The sequence below is a fragment of the Streptomyces sp. NPDC058001 genome (assembly GCF_042886315.1).
Lineage (GTDB): Bacteria > Actinomycetota > Actinomycetes > Streptomycetales > Streptomycetaceae > Streptomyces.
Genome location: NZ_JBHVQT010000004.1, coordinates 574714 through 590050 on the forward strand (window position 1 = coordinate 574714; position 15337 = coordinate 590050).

Annotated in this window: 14 protein-coding genes; 5 read left to right on the top strand and 9 right to left on the bottom strand. The window is 69.8% G+C overall.

Going from position 1 to position 15337, the window contains the following annotated elements; all coding sequences use genetic code 11:
• Positions 1-36: 36 nt before the first annotated feature.
• Both ACFVT5_RS12410 and ACFVT5_RS12415 read right to left on the bottom strand, forming a co-directional pair.
• Entirely contained in the window at positions 37-897 is an 861-nt protein-coding gene (locus tag ACFVT5_RS12410; RefSeq protein WP_389885010.1) for a putative RNA methyltransferase, read from the bottom strand.
• Between the two features lie 155 nt (positions 898-1052).
• A complete protein-coding gene (locus ACFVT5_RS12415; RefSeq protein WP_389885013.1) occupies positions 1053-1586 on the bottom strand; it encodes a VOC family protein in 534 nt (177 codons plus the stop codon).
• A gap of 106 nt (positions 1587-1692) precedes the next feature.
• Here ACFVT5_RS12415 and ACFVT5_RS12420 point away from each other — a divergent pair, with 106 nt between their 5' ends.
• The 3 genes from ACFVT5_RS12420 to lpdA all read left to right on the top strand — a co-directional run bounded on the left by ACFVT5_RS12420 (position 1693) and on the right by lpdA (position 5585).
• Positions 1693-2181 carry a MarR family winged helix-turn-helix transcriptional regulator gene (locus ACFVT5_RS12420; protein WP_389885015.1) on the top strand — a complete coding sequence of 163 codons (489 nt, stop codon included), beginning with the start codon at positions 1693-1695 and terminating at the stop codon, positions 2179-2181.
• 161 nt (positions 2182-2342) lie between these two features.
• The gene (locus tag ACFVT5_RS12425) at positions 2343-3845 is read left to right on the top strand and encodes an MFS transporter (RefSeq protein WP_389885018.1); all 1503 of its coding nucleotides are present in this window, start codon (positions 2343-2345) and stop codon (positions 3843-3845) included.
• A gap of 336 nt (positions 3846-4181) precedes the next feature.
• Positions 4182-5585, top strand: a complete 1404-nt coding sequence (gene lpdA / locus ACFVT5_RS12430) for a dihydrolipoyl dehydrogenase (RefSeq protein ID WP_389885020.1) — start codon at positions 4182-4184, stop codon at positions 5583-5585.
• A gap of 38 nt (positions 5586-5623) precedes the next feature.
• Here the strand turns inward: lpdA and ACFVT5_RS12435 are convergent, their stop codons facing one another.
• From ACFVT5_RS12435 to ACFVT5_RS12450, 4 genes are all read right to left on the bottom strand, one after another.
• Positions 5624-7735: a HelD family protein gene (locus tag ACFVT5_RS12435; protein WP_389885023.1), complete on the bottom strand. Its 2112-nt coding sequence runs from the start codon at positions 7733-7735 to the stop codon at positions 5624-5626.
• 41 nt (positions 7736-7776) lie between these two features.
• On the bottom strand, positions 7777-8427 hold the full coding sequence (locus ACFVT5_RS12440) for a TetR family transcriptional regulator (protein ID WP_389885025.1): 651 nt from the start codon (positions 8425-8427) through the stop codon (positions 7777-7779).
• Between the two features lie 66 nt (positions 8428-8493).
• A complete protein-coding gene (locus ACFVT5_RS12445; protein WP_389885028.1) occupies positions 8494-10749 on the bottom strand; it encodes a phosphotransferase family protein in 2256 nt (751 codons plus the stop codon).
• A 135-nt stretch (positions 10750-10884) separates the two neighbouring features.
• Positions 10885-11760: a winged helix-turn-helix domain-containing protein gene (locus ACFVT5_RS12450; protein WP_389885031.1), complete on the bottom strand. Its 876-nt coding sequence runs from the start codon at positions 11758-11760 to the stop codon at positions 10885-10887.
• 176 nt (positions 11761-11936) lie between these two features.
• On the opposite strand from ACFVT5_RS12450, the gene ACFVT5_RS12455 reads away from it, so the two are divergent.
• Positions 11937-12119, top strand: a complete 183-nt coding sequence (locus ACFVT5_RS12455; protein ID WP_389885034.1) for a hypothetical protein — start codon at positions 11937-11939, stop codon at positions 12117-12119.
• 46 nt (positions 12120-12165) lie between these two features.
• On the opposite strand, the gene ACFVT5_RS12460 is transcribed toward ACFVT5_RS12455, so the two are convergent.
• The gene (locus ACFVT5_RS12460; protein ID WP_389885036.1) at positions 12166-12903 is read right to left on the bottom strand and encodes an HAD family hydrolase; all 738 of its coding nucleotides are present in this window, start codon (positions 12901-12903) and stop codon (positions 12166-12168) included.
• Positions 12903-13808, bottom strand: a complete 906-nt coding sequence (locus tag ACFVT5_RS12465; RefSeq protein WP_389885039.1) for a GntR family transcriptional regulator — start codon at positions 13806-13808, stop codon at positions 12903-12905. The genes ACFVT5_RS12460 and ACFVT5_RS12465 overlap by 1 nt, the downstream gene beginning before the upstream one ends.
• A 143-nt stretch (positions 13809-13951) precedes the next feature.
• Here ACFVT5_RS12465 and ACFVT5_RS12470 point away from each other — a divergent pair, with 143 nt between their 5' ends.
• Positions 13952-14140 (top strand): hypothetical protein, encoded by a 189-nt coding sequence (locus ACFVT5_RS12470; RefSeq protein ID WP_389885041.1) that lies wholly within the window; start codon positions 13952-13954, stop codon positions 14138-14140.
• Between the two features lie 108 nt (positions 14141-14248).
• Here the strand turns inward: ACFVT5_RS12470 and ACFVT5_RS12475 are convergent, their stop codons facing one another.
• Entirely contained in the window at positions 14249-15091 is an 843-nt protein-coding gene (locus ACFVT5_RS12475) for a GntR family transcriptional regulator (RefSeq protein ID WP_389885298.1), read from the bottom strand.
• Positions 15092-15337: the final 246 nt, after the last annotated feature.

Consider the following 15337-nt stretch of genomic DNA (forward strand, 5'->3'; position numbering starts at 1 on the left):
GTGGTCACCAGCGGACCTGGTCACCGGCGGACCCGGTCACCGGCGCCGATAGGTGGTGGCCAGTACGGAGACGGTGACCCGGTCGGGCAGGAGGCCGTGGTGGTCGATCTCGATCTCCGCACGGCTCACATGGCGCGCGCTCGATGTCATGCCCACCAGATCCAGGGCCTCAAGGGCGGTCAACGGGGTGACGTACTCGACCCGTTCGGTGGCGACGGCCTCGAAGTGGGGGTCGAGCGCTCGGTGCAGGCGCTGTTCCTTGGCCGGGTCGACGGTGACCATCGCCCGTACGTGACCGCGCAGTTCGGCCAGGTGCCGTCCGGTGGGCCGTACCACGACCAGCCGGCCGGTCGGGCTCAGTACTCGGTGGAACTCGGACGGGTTGCGCGGGGCGAACACGTCAAGGACGACGTCGGCCACCCCGTCGGCCAGCGGGAAGGGACGGAAGACGTCCCAGGTCGCGACGGCGGCTCGGGCATGGGCTCGGGCAGCCGAACGCAGGGCGCGCACCGAAGCGTCAAGGCCCAGTCCCCGGGCGTCGGGAAGGTGCCCGAGCACACCGGCCAGGTAGTAGCCCGTGCCGCAGCCGACGTCCACGACCGTGCCCCGCGCGGGCATGGCCTCGGCCGCCAGTCGGGCCACGGCCCGGCGGATGGGAAGGTACCGGCCGGTGGACAGGAAGCGGTCCCGGGCCCGCGCCATGGCCGCGTCGTCGCCGCTGAGCGCGCGGGTGCCCGTCAGGAGGCTGACGTACCCCTGGCGGGCGATGTCGAAGGTGTGACCTGCCGGGCAGCGCAGGGCACAGCGATCCAGATGAAGACGGCCGCAACACGTCGGGCAACGCAGCACGTCAAGGAACTGCTCAAGGGCAAGGGGAAGGGGAAGCGACACGGGCACGAGGCACTCCTGGCAACGGCGAGGGGAAGGAACCGTGCCTGCACGCGGGGCGCGGAGCAGGCACACCAAGGAGGGCGACGCCGACCGGCCTCGCCCTCAACGCCTTCCGATCACAGGAAGCAGTGCGGAGTGCTCACGAATGCCACGCCGTCAGTCTACGAACCGGTGTTTCGGTCCCGAAGCCGTGCCATCCTTGCCGCCCGGTCATACGTCGGCCCCGCCGCCACACAGAACTCGTTGCCCTCCGGGTCGGCCATCAGTACGTGATGGCCGTCGAATTCCTCCACGACCGAGCCGCCCGCCTTCACCAGACGCTGCGACTCGGCCCTGATCCGGGCCCAGCGGTCCTCCGCGCTTCCGTGGCCCGGTACCCGTACGTCGATGTGCAGGCGGTTCTTCGCCGTCTTCGGTTCGGGGACCTTCAGGATCGCGAGTCTCGGGCCGGTGCCGTCCGGGGCGCTGAGCCAGGCGCCGTCGTCCACCGAGTCGTCCTCCGGCAGGTCGAAGCTCGCGTGCCATTCCTCGCGGGTCGTGAAGGGCGGGGGCGGCGGCTCGTCCACATAGCCGAGGGCCGTCTTCCAGAACGCGGCCACGCGCAGGGCGTCCGTGCAGTCGAGGGTGAGATCGAAGGTCAGACGGAAGGTCGGATCGGAGGTCGGATCTGGAGTCGGATCGGAGTTCGGTGCCATGAGGCGGACCGTACTGCGAGCCACTGACACCGACACCGACACCGACACTCAAAGCGAGCGCTAGCGGATAATCCGCGACGGGACATTCCCCGCTAACCTGGCACGCATGACCGCCATGGCACCCACCCGTACCGAACCGGACCTCTCCTTCCTCCTGGACCACACCAGTCACGTACTGCGGACCCGGATGGCCGCCGCGCTCGCCGAGATCGGGCTGACCGCGCGGATGCACTGCGTCCTCGTCCACGCCCTCGAAGAGGAGCGCACCCAGATCCAGCTCGCCGATATCGGCGACATGGACAAGACCACGATGGTCGTGACCGTGGACGCCCTGGAGAAGGCCGGACTCGCCGAGCGCCGCCCGTCGAGCAAGGACCGGCGCGCGCGGATCATCGCCGTCACCGAAGAGGGCGCGCGGGTAGCCGAGCGCAGCCAGCGGATCGTGGACCGGGTGCACGGGGAAGCGCTCGGGGCGCTCCCGGACGACGAGCGCACGATCCTCGTACGGGCCTTGCGACGCCTGACCGATGGACATCTGGCCAATCCGGCGGAGGGCCCGCAGCCGGTACGCCGGGCCCGACAGCGCGGAAAGTAGCAAGTACCGACACGAGACGACGAACAAGAAGACGAACGAGGCCACGAACGGAACCGAGGTTAGATCCGAAACAAATAGTCTGCAACAAAACCATCTGCTACGGTCAATCCTGTCGCGCACCGCACCGCACCGCACCGCGCCGCATCCGACAGGAGAGCCCCATGACCCGTGCGTCCACTGATGAAACTGATGCTGCACCTGATGCACCTGATGTAAGACGGCGGCGGACCCTCGCCCTGGTCGTCATCGCCACCAGCCTCCTGATGGTCATCCTCGACGGCAGCATCGTCACCGTCGCGATGCCCGCCATCCAGGGCGAACTGGGGTTCTCCCCGGCCGGGCTGAGCTGGGTCGTCAACGCCTACCTCATCGCCTTCGGCGGCCTGCTCCTCCTCGCGGGCCGACTCGGGGACCTCATAGGGCGCAAGCGGATGTTCATGGCGGGTATAGCCGTGTTCACCGCGGCCTCGGTCCTCGCGGGCGTCGCAAACGGCCCGGTCACGCTGATCGTGGCCCGGTTCCTCCAGGGCGCCGGCAGCGCGATGTCGGCGGCGGTGGGGCTCGGCATCCTCGTCACGCTGTATCCGCGCCCGGCCGAACGGGCCCGCGCCATCGCGGTGTTCAGCTTCACGGGCGCCGCCGGGGCGTCGATCGGGCAGGTGCTCGGCGGGGTCCTCACGGACGCGCTCTCCTGGCACTGGATCTTCATCATCAACCTGCCGATCGGCCTCGCGGTCCTCGCTCTCGCCGTCCCCGTACTCCCCACCGACCGGGGCCTCGGCCTGGCCGCCGGCGCGGACGTACTCGGGGCGCTGCTCGTCACGGCGGGCCTGATGCTCGGGATCTATACGGTCGTTCAGGTCGAGCGGTACGGGTGGACGGGGGCGCCCACGCTCGGGCTCGGCGCACTCGCCCTCGCGCTGCTCGCCGGATTCGTGGTCCGCCAGGCCCGCGCCGAAACTCCCCTCATGCCGCTACGGATCTTCCGCTCGCGCGCGGTCACCGGCGCGAATCTGGTGCAGGTGCTGATGGTGGCGGCGCTGTTCTCGTTCCAGATCCTGGTGGCGCTCTATCTCCAGAAGGTCCTCGGATACGGGGCGTTGGAGACCGGACTCGCGATGTTGCCGGCGGCCGTGGTGATCGGCGCGGTGTCGCTGGGCGTCTCGGCCCGCCTGAACGCCCGCTTCGGCGAACGCCGCGTGCTGCTGACCGGGCTGCTCCTTCTGATCGTCCTCCTGCTCCTCCTCACCCGGGTCCCGGTGCACGCCCGTTACGTGACCGATGTCCTCCCGCTGATGCTCCTCGCCGCCGGATTCGGCCTGGCGCTGCCCGCGTTGACGACGTTGGGGATGTCCGGGGCGGATGAGCGGGACGCGGGGTTGGCGTCCGGCCTGTTCAACACGACGCAGCAGATCGGTATGGCGCTGGGCGTCGCCGTCCTGTCCACGCTGGCGGCCTCCCGCACGGAGTCGCGGCTCGCGGCCGGGGCGACGGCGCCGGAGGCACTGACCAGTGGCTATCACGTGGCGTTCGGAGTGGGCGCGGGCCTACTGACGGCGGCGTTCGGGGTGGCGTACGGGGTTCTGCGAAGCCCGAAGACGCCACCGGAACGGTCGGAATCGTCCGGTCCGGCAGGTCGCCACGTCACAGACACGGCACTCTGAGCAGACAGGTACGCGTATGCGGGCCGGGAGCGGGCCGCAGCCCGACGAATGGGTGGGTGGGTGGGAAAGCCGGGCCGGAGGCCGTACGCGGACCGCAACGCAGGCGGGTGGGGGCGGGCCGCAGGCCGTACGGGCGGGCGGGTGGGAAAGCCGGGCCGCAGGCCACACACGGACCGCAACGCAGGCGGGTGGGACAGCCGGCCGCAGGCCAAGAGCCGGCCGCAGGCCAAGAGCCGGCCGCAGGCCAAGAGCCGGCCGCAGGCCGGGCCCGGTCACTGACCCGGACGGGATACGCAAGGATCGTAAGCACAGGTTCCGCGAGGCAAGGAGCGTTCCATGGAAGACCGATTCGACGTCGTCGTACTCGGAGCCGGCCCGGGGGGCTACGTCGCCGCGATCCGAGCCGCCCAACTCGGCAAGAAGGTGGCGGTGGTCGAGGAGAAGTACTGGGGCGGCGTGTGCCTGAACGTCGGCTGTATTCCGACCAAGGCCCTGCTCCGCAACGCGGAACTCGCCCATATCTTCACCCACGAGGCCAAGACCTTCGGCATCAAGGTCGACGGTGAGGTGTCCTTCGACTACGGCGAGGCGTACCGCCGCAGCCGCCGGGTCGCGGACGGCCGGGTCAAGGGCGTGCACTATCTGATGAAGAAGAACGCGATCACCGAGATCGACGGCCGCGGCACCTTCACCGACCCGCACACCCTCCAGGTCGACGGGCCGGACGGCACCACCCGTACCGTCACGTTCGAGAACTGTGTCATCGCCACCGGCGCCACGCCGAAGCTCCTTCCGGGCACCCGCCGTACCGACCGGGTCGTCACCTACGAGGAGCAGATCCTCACCGACGACCTCCCCGGCAGCATCGTCATCGCGGGCGCCGGCGCCATCGGTATCGAGTTCGCGTACGTGCTCCACAACTACGGCGTCAACGTCACGATCGTGGAGTTCCTCGATCGGGTGGCACCGCTTGAGGACGTGGAGGTGTCGGCCGAACTCGCCCGTCAGTACCGGAAGCTGGGCATCGACGTACTGACGTCGACCCGTGTCGACTCCATCGACGAGTCGGGCCCGCAGGTCCGCGTCACGGTCACCTCCAAGGACGGTTCGCAGCAGGTGCTGGAGGCCGACAAGGTCCTTCAGGCGATCGGTTTCCAGCCAAATGTCACCGGGTTCGGCCTGGCGGCGGCCGGTGTCGCGGTCACCGAGCGGGGCGCCATCGACGTGGACGGCCGGTGCCGTACGTCCGTACCGCACATCTTCGCCATCGGCGACGTCACATCGAAGCTGATGCTCGCGCACGCCGCCGAGGCCATGGGCATCATCGCGGCCGAGACGATCGCAGACGCGGAGACCATGGAGCTGGACTATGTGATGATCCCGCGCGCCACCTACTGCCAGCCGCAGATCGCCAGCTTCGGGTGGACCGAGGCGCAGGCACGGGAGCGGGGGTACGACGTCCAGGTGGCGAAGTTCCCGTTCACGGCCAACGGCAAGTCGCACGGTCTCGGCGACACGGTCGGCTTCGTGAAGCTCATCAGCGACGCCAAGTACGGGGAACTGCTCGGCGGTCACCTCATCGGTCCCGATGTCACCGAGCTGCTGCCCGAGTTGACGCTGGCGCAGCAGTGGGATCTCACGGTGCACGAGGTCGCCCGTAACGTGCACGCGCACCCGACACTCGGCGAGGCCGTCAAGGAGGCGGTGCACGGACTGGCAGGCCACATGATCAACTTCTGACCCCTGTCGACCCGCCCGAGTCCCCGACCGCCGCCCGCTCACGCCCCGAAAGGCAGCGGGCGGCTGTGCACCACGTCGAGCCGTGACACCGCCCGGGTCAGCACGACGTACAGCCGGTGCAGCCCGCGCGGTTCGGCCTCCGCGACGGCGGCCGGTTCGACGGCGACGACATGGTCGTACTCCAGTCCCTTGGCGAGCGAGGCGGGCAACACCGTGACCCGGCACCCGAGTTCACCGGCCCCACCCGCCCCGATCCCGCCCGCCTCGATCCCGGCGTCCGCGAGGGCGACCCGCACCCGCTCCACCTCAGCGTCGGCCGCGATCACCCCGACCGACCCCTCGTACCCGAGTGCGTCCCGTACCGCGCGCACGCTCCCGGCCACCGCGTCCGGCACCCGACGCACCCTCAACTCGCCGTCCCGGCGCAGCGACCGGCCGGGCGGTACGGGCACATCCAGCTCGGCGAGGAGCCGGTTCGCGAACTCCACCACCGCTGTTGGAACCCGGAAACCGACGGTCAGCGGCACCACCGGGGCCTCGGGCCGGCCCAGGTGCCCGAGCAGCGCGGCCCAGTCCCGTACCGCCCAGGGCGCGGTGGCCTGGGCGAGGTCGCCGAGCACGGTGAGGGAGCCGTACCGGGCGCGGCGGGCGATGGCGCGGCACTGCATCGGCGAGAGGTCCTGCGCCTCGTCCACCACGATGTGCCCGTATCCGCCGGGGTGTTCGAGCAGTCCGGCGACCTCGTCGAGCAGCACGAGATCGGCGGCCGACCAGCGGGCCGACTTGTACGAGCGCGGGAGTCTCGCCCACCCGAGCGCCGCCCGCTCGTCGGCGCCGAGGATCCCGCCGGCGGCCCGCGCGAGCGCGCCGGGGTCGGACAGCAGCTCGGCGACGACCTCCTCGGGCCGCACCTTCGGCCAGACGGTGTCGAGGTACGCGGTGACAGGCCGCGCCCGCCCGATCCGCTGCACCCACGCGCCGCCGCGGAGCCCGGCCCGCCGCTCCGCCCGCTCCCGTACCCGCGCCACCACGCGCGTACGGACCCGCTCCCGGCCGACCTCGTACGGCAGCCGCTCCGCGCGGACCTCCGCGACGATCCGGTCGAGCGCGCCCCCGGGGACCCGCCAGCGGTACGAGCCGTCCGGCACGACCAGGTCGTCCGTATCGGAAACGGCTCCCACGCGCGCGTAGAGGGCGCGGTGCAGCACCTCCGCCATCCGGGCGTCGTGCTTGACGACGGCGGCGGCCTCCGGGTCCTCGGCCGTCACGGGCTGCCGGGCGATCTCGTCCTCTACGGTCGCCTGCCGCACCCCGGTCTCGCCGAGCGCGGGCAGCACCTCGGAGATGTACCGCAGGAAGGTCCGGTTGGGCCCGAGCACGAGGAGTCCGGTGCGCCGGATCCGCTGCGGGTGGGTGTAGAGGAGGTACGCGGCCCGGTGCAGGCCGACGGCGGTCTTGCCGGTGCCGGGGGCGCCCTGCACACAGACGGACGCGGTCAGGTCGGCCCGTACGAGATCGTCCTGTTCGGGCTGGATGGTGGCGGCGATGTCGCGCATGGGGCCGATGCGGGGGCGCTCGATCTCACGCGCGAGGAACCCGCCGGGGGCGGCCGTGTCGATGAGCGCCGCATCCAGTGCCTCACCCCATGCCCTGTCCGGCACCTCGTCCAGGTGCTCGTCCTCAAGTCCCGTCAGGTCGGCGGACGCGCCCGTGCTCGCCTGGGCCCAGCCGAACCGGCGGCGCACGGCGACGCCCCGCGGGTCACGGGGGCTCGCCTGGTAGAAGGCGCGGGAGACCGGGGCGCGCCAGTCGACGACGAGCGGGGGCGCGGAGGGGTGTTCGGTGATGCGCAGACGGCCGATGTGATAGCGCTGGCCCGCGTGCTCGCCGGCCGATCCGCTGAAGTCGAGGCGCCCGAAGAAGAGTGGCCCGTCGGGGAGTTCGTGGAGTTCCTTGGCCTGGCTGCGGAGCGCGTACCCGAGCACTTCGGCGTCGGCTCCGGACGCCGATACGTCCTCGCCGATGACGACCTGTTCATCGGCGCCGTCGACCATGGCGGCGAGGGCGGTGCGGCAGGTGTCGTGGTAGGCGCGTTCCTGTGTGAGGGCGTCGTCGGGTGGTGGAGGCGGTGGCGGTGGCGGTGACGTCATTGGAGCGAGAATAACGCAATAAAGCAACCGAGTAACATTTCTTACTGAGTCTCGTACTCTTGCAGCCCCTCCCGAAGCTGCCCAAAGGCGAGGTCGGCCGCGGCGACCGCGTCGTCCCGTACCGCCGACGCCCGCTCGCCGTCCGCGATCCGCCGCCAGTTCTCCTGGGCGAGGACGCGCTGTACGGCGATGATCTGGCCGGCGGCCAGCTTGGCGGTGAGGTCGCTGCCGGCGGAGTCGGCGAGGGCGTGCGCGAGAGCGGCCTCGGATCGCTCCAGGTATCCGTGCAGCCGGGCGACCAGGGCCGGGGTCCCGTACAGGAGACGGTGGTAGGCGAGGATGTTCGGGTGGTCGTTGAGGCCGGTCACGGGGTCATGGCGGTCCAGACCCGCGAGGAAGTGCCGGTGCAGGGCGTCGAGCGGGGACTGCCCGGCCGCACGCCCGGCGACCACACGGGCCGCCTCGTCCTCGTGGTCCGCGAACCGGTGCAGGACCAGGTCCTCCTTGGCCGGGAAGTACCGGAACAGCGTCGGCTTGGAGATCTCGGCGGCGGCGGCCACCTCGGCGACGGACACGGCATCGAAACCACGCTCCAGAAACAGCGCGACAGCCGTATCGGACACGGCCTGATACGTCCGCAACCTCTTACGCTCCCGAAGCCCCGGCTCACCCGCGTCACGCGTCTCACTCATGGACACCGAGGGTACGCAGACGGGCGGGCGGCTCGGAGCGGGGCGCCGCGCGGGGCCCAGGGCGACTCACACCCCGTACAGGTCGACCGCGTCCCGGTTCGGTAGCGCGCGCGCCAGATACGGGTTCGCGAACGACTTGGGCCGCAGTCCCAGCGAACCGGCCGCCGCGGCCAGCGTGACCGCGTACGAGTCCACCGCGCGGCACACGTTCGGCGCGTCGAGACCCGTGCGGGTCATCAGCCGGTCGAGGTCCACATAGGCGGAGCGGACGACCTCGATCCGCTGGTAGACATGCCAGTCCTCACGCCAGCCCTTGGTGTGGGTGGCGGGGAGCCGCCGTTCCCAGCGGTCGGTCATGCGCTCGCGGATCTCGGGCCGGGTGGGCGTGAGATGCATATGGCGGACCAGGTCGTAGAGCGGGTCGCCGATCATCGCCATCTCCCAGTCGATGACGGTGAGTCCGGCGCCGTGCTCGCGGCGCACCAGGTTCCACGGGTTGAGGTCGCCGTGCAGCAGGGCGGGGGCGCGAGGCGCGACCCGATGCCGGGACAGGATCTCGCGCAGCCGGGGGCCGCGCGGCAGTCCGAGCACGCCGGCGAAGCGCAGGGACTCGGAGGGCAGTGCTTCGACCAGGCGGACGAGTTCCCTGGTGAGCCAGTCGTAGAAGTCGAGGTTGTCGGCGGCCGGGTCGAGCCGGCGGTGGTCGACCCGGGTGAGCGCGCCGAGTTGGTCGACGAGGTCGTCGGCCTCGTGCGGCAGCAGTCCGTCCACGGGGTGGTGGGGCGGCTGGTCGCTGTCCGGCGACCCCGCATAGGTGTGGATGGCGAAGGGGTCCTTGCGGCTGGTGGCGCCCAGGGCCGTGCGGCTGGTGGTGCCCAGAGCCACGACGCGGGGCGCCCGCACCCGGGGCGCGTCGCTGCCCATGGGGGGCTGCGCGTCCTCGATGGCGGCGAGCACGGCGTGCTCACTGAGAAAGACCCGTTCACGCCGAGGCACGGACACCGCCTTGCGGCGGACCACGACCGGGAAGGGTACGCCGCTGACCCGGACCACCGAGTTGAGGTGCGCGGTGCCTTTGAACACGCGTCCCTCGGGCGCCGCGCTCTCCGCGATCAGCGCCTCGCGTACGGCCGTACGGGGAAAGTCGGGCTGTTCGGCGACCCGCTCGTCGGGCACCCAGGTGATCGCGGTGGCCGTTCCGGTACTCCCGTCGCGGCTGTGTCGCTCGGCCCGGCGGCGGAAGAGGATCCGCTCGATCTCACGCTCGTCCGGAAGGTCGCGCAGGACAAGGGGTTCGGCGGCGGCCTCCAGGGCCCGGTGGACCGCCCGCGTGGCCGCGTCGAGGCTCCTCTGGTCGTCCGAGTGCTCCAGCGAGTTCGCGGCCCGCATCACGTCGGGGTAGACGGACTGGGCACGCTCGAAGGCGACGTAGTGCCGCAGATCCTCGCCGAGGCCGTGCAGCGCGGCGGGCCTGAAGCGCCGCATGGCGTCCGCCCAGGCGTCGATCACCTCGTCCCACTGGTCGTCGGGGTAGCGCATGCGCACCAGATGGGTGGCCAGGTCGTGCAGCGGATCGCCGTAGCTCGCCAGCTCCCAGTCGACGCAGATCACCGGCGGTTCGCCGTGGTACGACATGATCACGTTGTCGCGGTGCAGGTCGGTGTGGAGCAGACTGAACGGTCGGCGTCGCATCACGGGAACGCGTTCGGCGAGGCGGTCCATGGCGTCGTCCGGAACGCCGAGCGCGGCGAACAGCTCGCCGAATTCAGTCCAATTGGGCCGGCGGATCTGTCGCTCGGCAAGATGGCAGAGGGTCCGCAGGTATCCCTGGCTGTCTTTGTCGTCGGCGGGCCAGTCGGCGGGCAACCGGGGCAGTGCCTCGCGCCGTACCTGGGTCATTTCGCCGAAGACCTCGGCCAGTGCCTGGACAAGGAGCAGGTCAACGGGTTTGTCGTCGGGGCAGACGCCGGACAGCGGGACACCGTCCACATAGCTGTGGACGGCGATGTCACCCAGGACGGCCAGACAACGCGGGACGTTGTGCAGTACGCCCTCGACGGCGCGGAGGATCTCCGACTCGTCCTGCCAGGTCCTGATCACCACCGGAAGCGCGTCGGCCATCCGGCTCCGTACCGTCACGGGGGTTCCGGGCTCCTTGTTGAGCCGTTGGGCCATCGGCTCTGTCAGGCCCAGCACATGGTTCTGGTTGTGGTGTCCCTGGTGGACGACCCCGAGTTCCCTGGCCTGTTTCACGAACTCGTCGTAGACGGCGTCGGGAGCGCATTCCCCGTTGAGCAGGCGGGGAACAGGAGGTGCGCCCACTGGCAGCTCCAGGGATCTCGTGAATACTCCCCCACCGCGGGGGAAAGTGATGCACACCCTAGCGGCGGGAACTGTTCCTTCCGAATCGAGTCCGCTGATTCGTGAGGTGCCCCGTGGGCCGGATGGGGTGCGCTTTCACTCCTCCGCGAGACGGTCCCACCACGAGTTGAAGGCCGCCTGCCAGCTCCCCACGAAGACGGAGCCCTGTGAGTCCTGGTCGTCGTCCGCGACGTAGTGGGTGAGCGTGGAGCCCAGGCCGATCACGTCGAGCGCCTTGACCCGGTCGCCGCCGTCCAGCGCGATGGTGCGCTCGATGGCCTCGTAAGGACCGTGCAGCGCCTCGACACCGTTGAATATGTACAGCTTGAAGGCCGGAGTCAGTGCCACATGGCGGATGGTGAGCCGCGCGGACCCCACCAGTTCCTCGGTCTCCAGGGCGCCGAGCACCTCCCGCAGCGACTCCGTGTGCCGGCGGGTGATGGCCCGCAGGCGTTCCCGCAGGCGCAGATCGGCGGGGTCGTCCAGGGAGCGCGGGTAGGGCAGGGGGAGCGATTCCGAGGGCAGCAGCATGCGGACGCTGATCGTCTCGGGGGCGATCTCCTGGGCCCGGATCCGCTCCGACTGCACCCGGATGTGCGTGTCCAGGGACTCCGACGTCAGGGTGACCACATCCAGCGTGACCTGAGGGCTCTCGAACGCGGCGCCGATGAGCGGTCCCAGGGTCATGGAGCCGCGGCGGCCTCCCTTGGGGGCGCTGGAGTGGATCCGCTGCGTCTTCATCACGACCCAGGTCCCGCTGCCCTGGCGGGAGGCGGTCCAGCCCTCGCCCGCCAGTTCGTTGACCACCCGCTGCACCGTGTCCCGCGAGACCCCGAACTCCTCCATCAACTCCCGCTGCGTCGGAAAGCGGCTGCCCAACGGATACGTCCCGTCGGCCAGCCTCGCGCGCAGCACGTCACCGACCCTCTGCACCTTGTGTCCGCCGACTTTGCCGGGCTGCCCATCGCTCACATCGCGACCGTACCTCTCCACTTCTGCGAGCAAACCACTTTCAGTCAAATTGGCTGCTGTTGAAGGGCGTTGGTTACGGGATCAGTCAGGCAGGGGACAACCAATTCAGTGAACCAGTCCAATTGGACGGCTAGTTGATCGGTTCACCGAACATGACAGATGTGGGGGTGGGTTCCATGGTTCTCCTGCACGTGGTGCAGACACTGCTCTTGCTCGGCCTTGAGCAGGTGCTGCAATGGCGGTTCGGCGCGATGGGTCTGATCGGCCTCGTACTCCTGGGCATGGGTCTGCATCTGCGGCGCAGCAAGTGGCTCTGCCTGGGCGCCATTCTGTTCGTCCTGCTGATGGTTCAGGGCTGATGGCCCAGGGCTGACGGTGGGGCGTGAAGGGTCGTGAAGTGTCCTTTCACGTGCTGCGCTTGAGCAGGTCGAGCACCGATTTCAGTGAGGTGACCACGGTGTCGGCACCGGCCTCACGCAGTATCTTCTCCTTGGCCTCGTTACGCGCGTAGCCCAGGAACGGCACCCCGACCTGCTCGGCGGCAGCCAGGTCCGACGGGGCGTCGCCGATCATCAGCGAGGCGGCCGGGGCCGCGCCCATCGCGTTCAGGGCGCGGATCAGGCAGTGCGGGTCCGGCTTGAGGAGATGCAGATTCTCGGTGCGGCCGTAGATGTGGGGCGCGAAGCACTGGGCCAGGCCGCGATCCTCCAGGTACTCGCGGACCACCCGGGGCGAGTTGTTGGTGGCGATGGCGAGTCGGGAACCGACGGCCGACCAGGTCCGGATCAGCGGATCGGCGTACGCCGTGGGCATCGCCGACGACACCGCCCGCAGTTCCTCCTGGGTGAGACGTTCCTCCAGCTCCGCCACGAGGTCGCTGCCGGGGTGCCTGCGGTCCACGGCGCGCAGCACGACATGCGGGTCGAGGGAGTCCCGTTCGCCTTCGCTGAGCAGCCCGTGCAGGCCCCGCCCTTCGAGCCACTCGACGAGATCGCCCGCCACCCGATCGGCCTTGTGCCCCGCGAACAGCCGACAGATCGGCCCGTCGAAGTCGAAGAGGACGAAACGTGCGCGGTCGATCAGTCCGCGCAAACTCTCGTTCGCCTGTGTCACCGGTTCGGTCTGTGCGGTCTCAGAAGTCACTAGGAGAGTGTCAGGTCCGAGGTGATGGTTTCCCAGAGGGCGTCGAACCACTTCTGCGACTCCTCCACGAACGTCCCGTCTCGTCCCCCCACCTGCTCCTCGAAGGAGAACAGCAGCGACTGGCCGCCGAGCGCGTCGAACATGTCGAGCGGCCCGTCCTCGCCCTCCTCCGCCCGCCTGGTGACCATGTAGTACGCGAGGAGGGCTTCGGATCCGTTCAGCAGATAGAGCTTCACCGGCGGGGTGAAGGGCAGCGCCCGGAACGTCACCCTCACGTCGATGCCGTGCGAGGACCGCAGGGCCCGCAGATTGTGCCGCAGAACCTGTCCCTGCGCGTTGCGCTGGGACAGCCAGCGCTGGTGTACGCGGTCACCCTCGTCACTCGCGTCGGCCGACACCGGAAACGCCAGGGCGATGTCCCTGCTCGGCAGCAGGATGCGGACGGTGATCGACTCCGGTTGGATGCGGCCCTCGTGGATCTGGCGTACGGGTTCGCCGAGGGCCAGCATCAGGGTTTCCGCCGTGAGGCAGACCGCGTCGATCCGGACCCGCTGCGCCGAGAACGCCTCGGTGAGGCGGGGTGCCAGGCCCACCATCGTGGGCTGGGGCTCACCCCCGGCGCCCGCCACGGCGCCACCCGCGGGGGTGGCGACCCGGGGCGGGCTGCCCTTGCTGACGTTGCTGAGGAGGCCGGCCTCCTGGAGAAGCCGCAGGGCCTGCCGTACGGCCCCCCGCTCCACACCGAACTCCTCCGCGAGTTCGGCCTGGGTGGGCAGCCGGTCGCCGGTCTTGAGGACGCCCGCCCTGATGCGCTCGCGCAGGTCGTCGGCGATGTCCTGGGGCGAGTACTTGGGGGACTGGGGCTGAGTGCCGTTCACCGCACCGTTCTCCTGTGTCACAACCAAACGCTACAACTTCTCCCCATCTAAAGGGAGTTGTTGGAGAGTTGTTTATAGGTGCCGACCAAGTGGGGACAACTCAAGTGTACTTGGTTGCCAACTTATCCAAGATGGCAGACCACTCCTCCCACCTCGAAGGAGGAACCACCGTGCCTGCTGTCGCATTTCTCTCCACTGTCTTCGTCATCGGCTTCGAGCAGCTCGTCCAGTGGCGTTACGGCCCCGTCGGCATCGTCGGGCTGCTGCTGCTCACCATCGGGATCAAGGCGAAGAACCCCACGTGCAGTTCGATCGGGGCGGTCGTACTCGCCCTGCTGGTGGCGGCGCCCGCGCTCTGAGTTGGAGCCCGACGCGACCCCCACCGCATCACCGGGGCCCGGCGCGAGTCGGGCCCTTCCCCATGCCGCCGCACCTGTGCCGCACCTGTGCCGCCATTCCTATGCAGGTCAGGACGTCAGCGTCAGGTCCGAACTGATCGTGTTCCACAGGGCGTTGAACCATACGTGCGACTGCTCCACGAAGGTCGTGTCCCGCAGTCCCGCCCCCTGCTCGAAGGGGAACAGCGGCGACTGCCAGCCCTGGGCGTCGTACATCTCCAGGTATTCGTGGTCGATCTCCTCGCCGCGCCGGGCCAGGGTGTAGTACGCGAACAGGGCCTCGCTGCCGTTCAGCAGGTACAGCTTCACCGGCGGGGTGAAGGGCAGTGCGCGGAAGGTGACGTTCACGTCGATGCCGTGCGAGGACCGCAGGGCCAGCAGATTGTGCCGCAGAACCTGGCCCTGGGCGTTGCGCTGAGTGAGCCAGCGTTGGTGCAGCCGGCTGTCGGCGCCCGTGCCGTCTGGCGCGACCGGTGCCGGGAACGCGAGGTCGATGTCACGGCTGGGCAGCAGGACGCGGACGTCGACCTTGGCCGGATTCATACGGCCCGCGTGGATGTGCCGCAGGGGTTCGCCGATGGCGAGGGTGAGTGAGACCGCGGTCAGGCACAGCGCGTCGATCTCCACATGGGGCGCGGCGAACGCCGCGGCGATCCTCGGCGCGAGCGCCACCGTGGTCGACTGCGGGGGTGCCTCGGGCGCCGCGAGCGCGTGTTCGGCGGGGCCCGCGACGGTGGCCGGGCTCCCCTTCGTCACGTTGGCCAGCAGGTGTTCCGACTGGAGAACACGCAGGGCCTGCCGTACGGTGCCGCGCTCGACGCCGAACTCCTCGGCCAACTCGGCCTGGGTGGGCATGCGTTGACCCGGGCGCAGGCGTCCGGACCTGATCCGACCGCGCAGCTCCCGCGCCATCTCGTGGTGCGCACCTTCCCGGTCCACAACCAAACCCTACAACTTCGGGCCATCTTTTGGGAGTTGCAGGAAAGGTGGTTATGAGACGTGCCATCACGGAGATAAGACATCTGGAGTTGGTAGCCAACTTGGTGAACATGGCTGTACCTCAACCAGGTTGGACGGTCCGACCGGGCTTCCTTCCGGAGGGGAGCCGGGAGCCCGGTCAGGCCGTGCGGCATGCCGACGACGCCATGCCGCACCCGT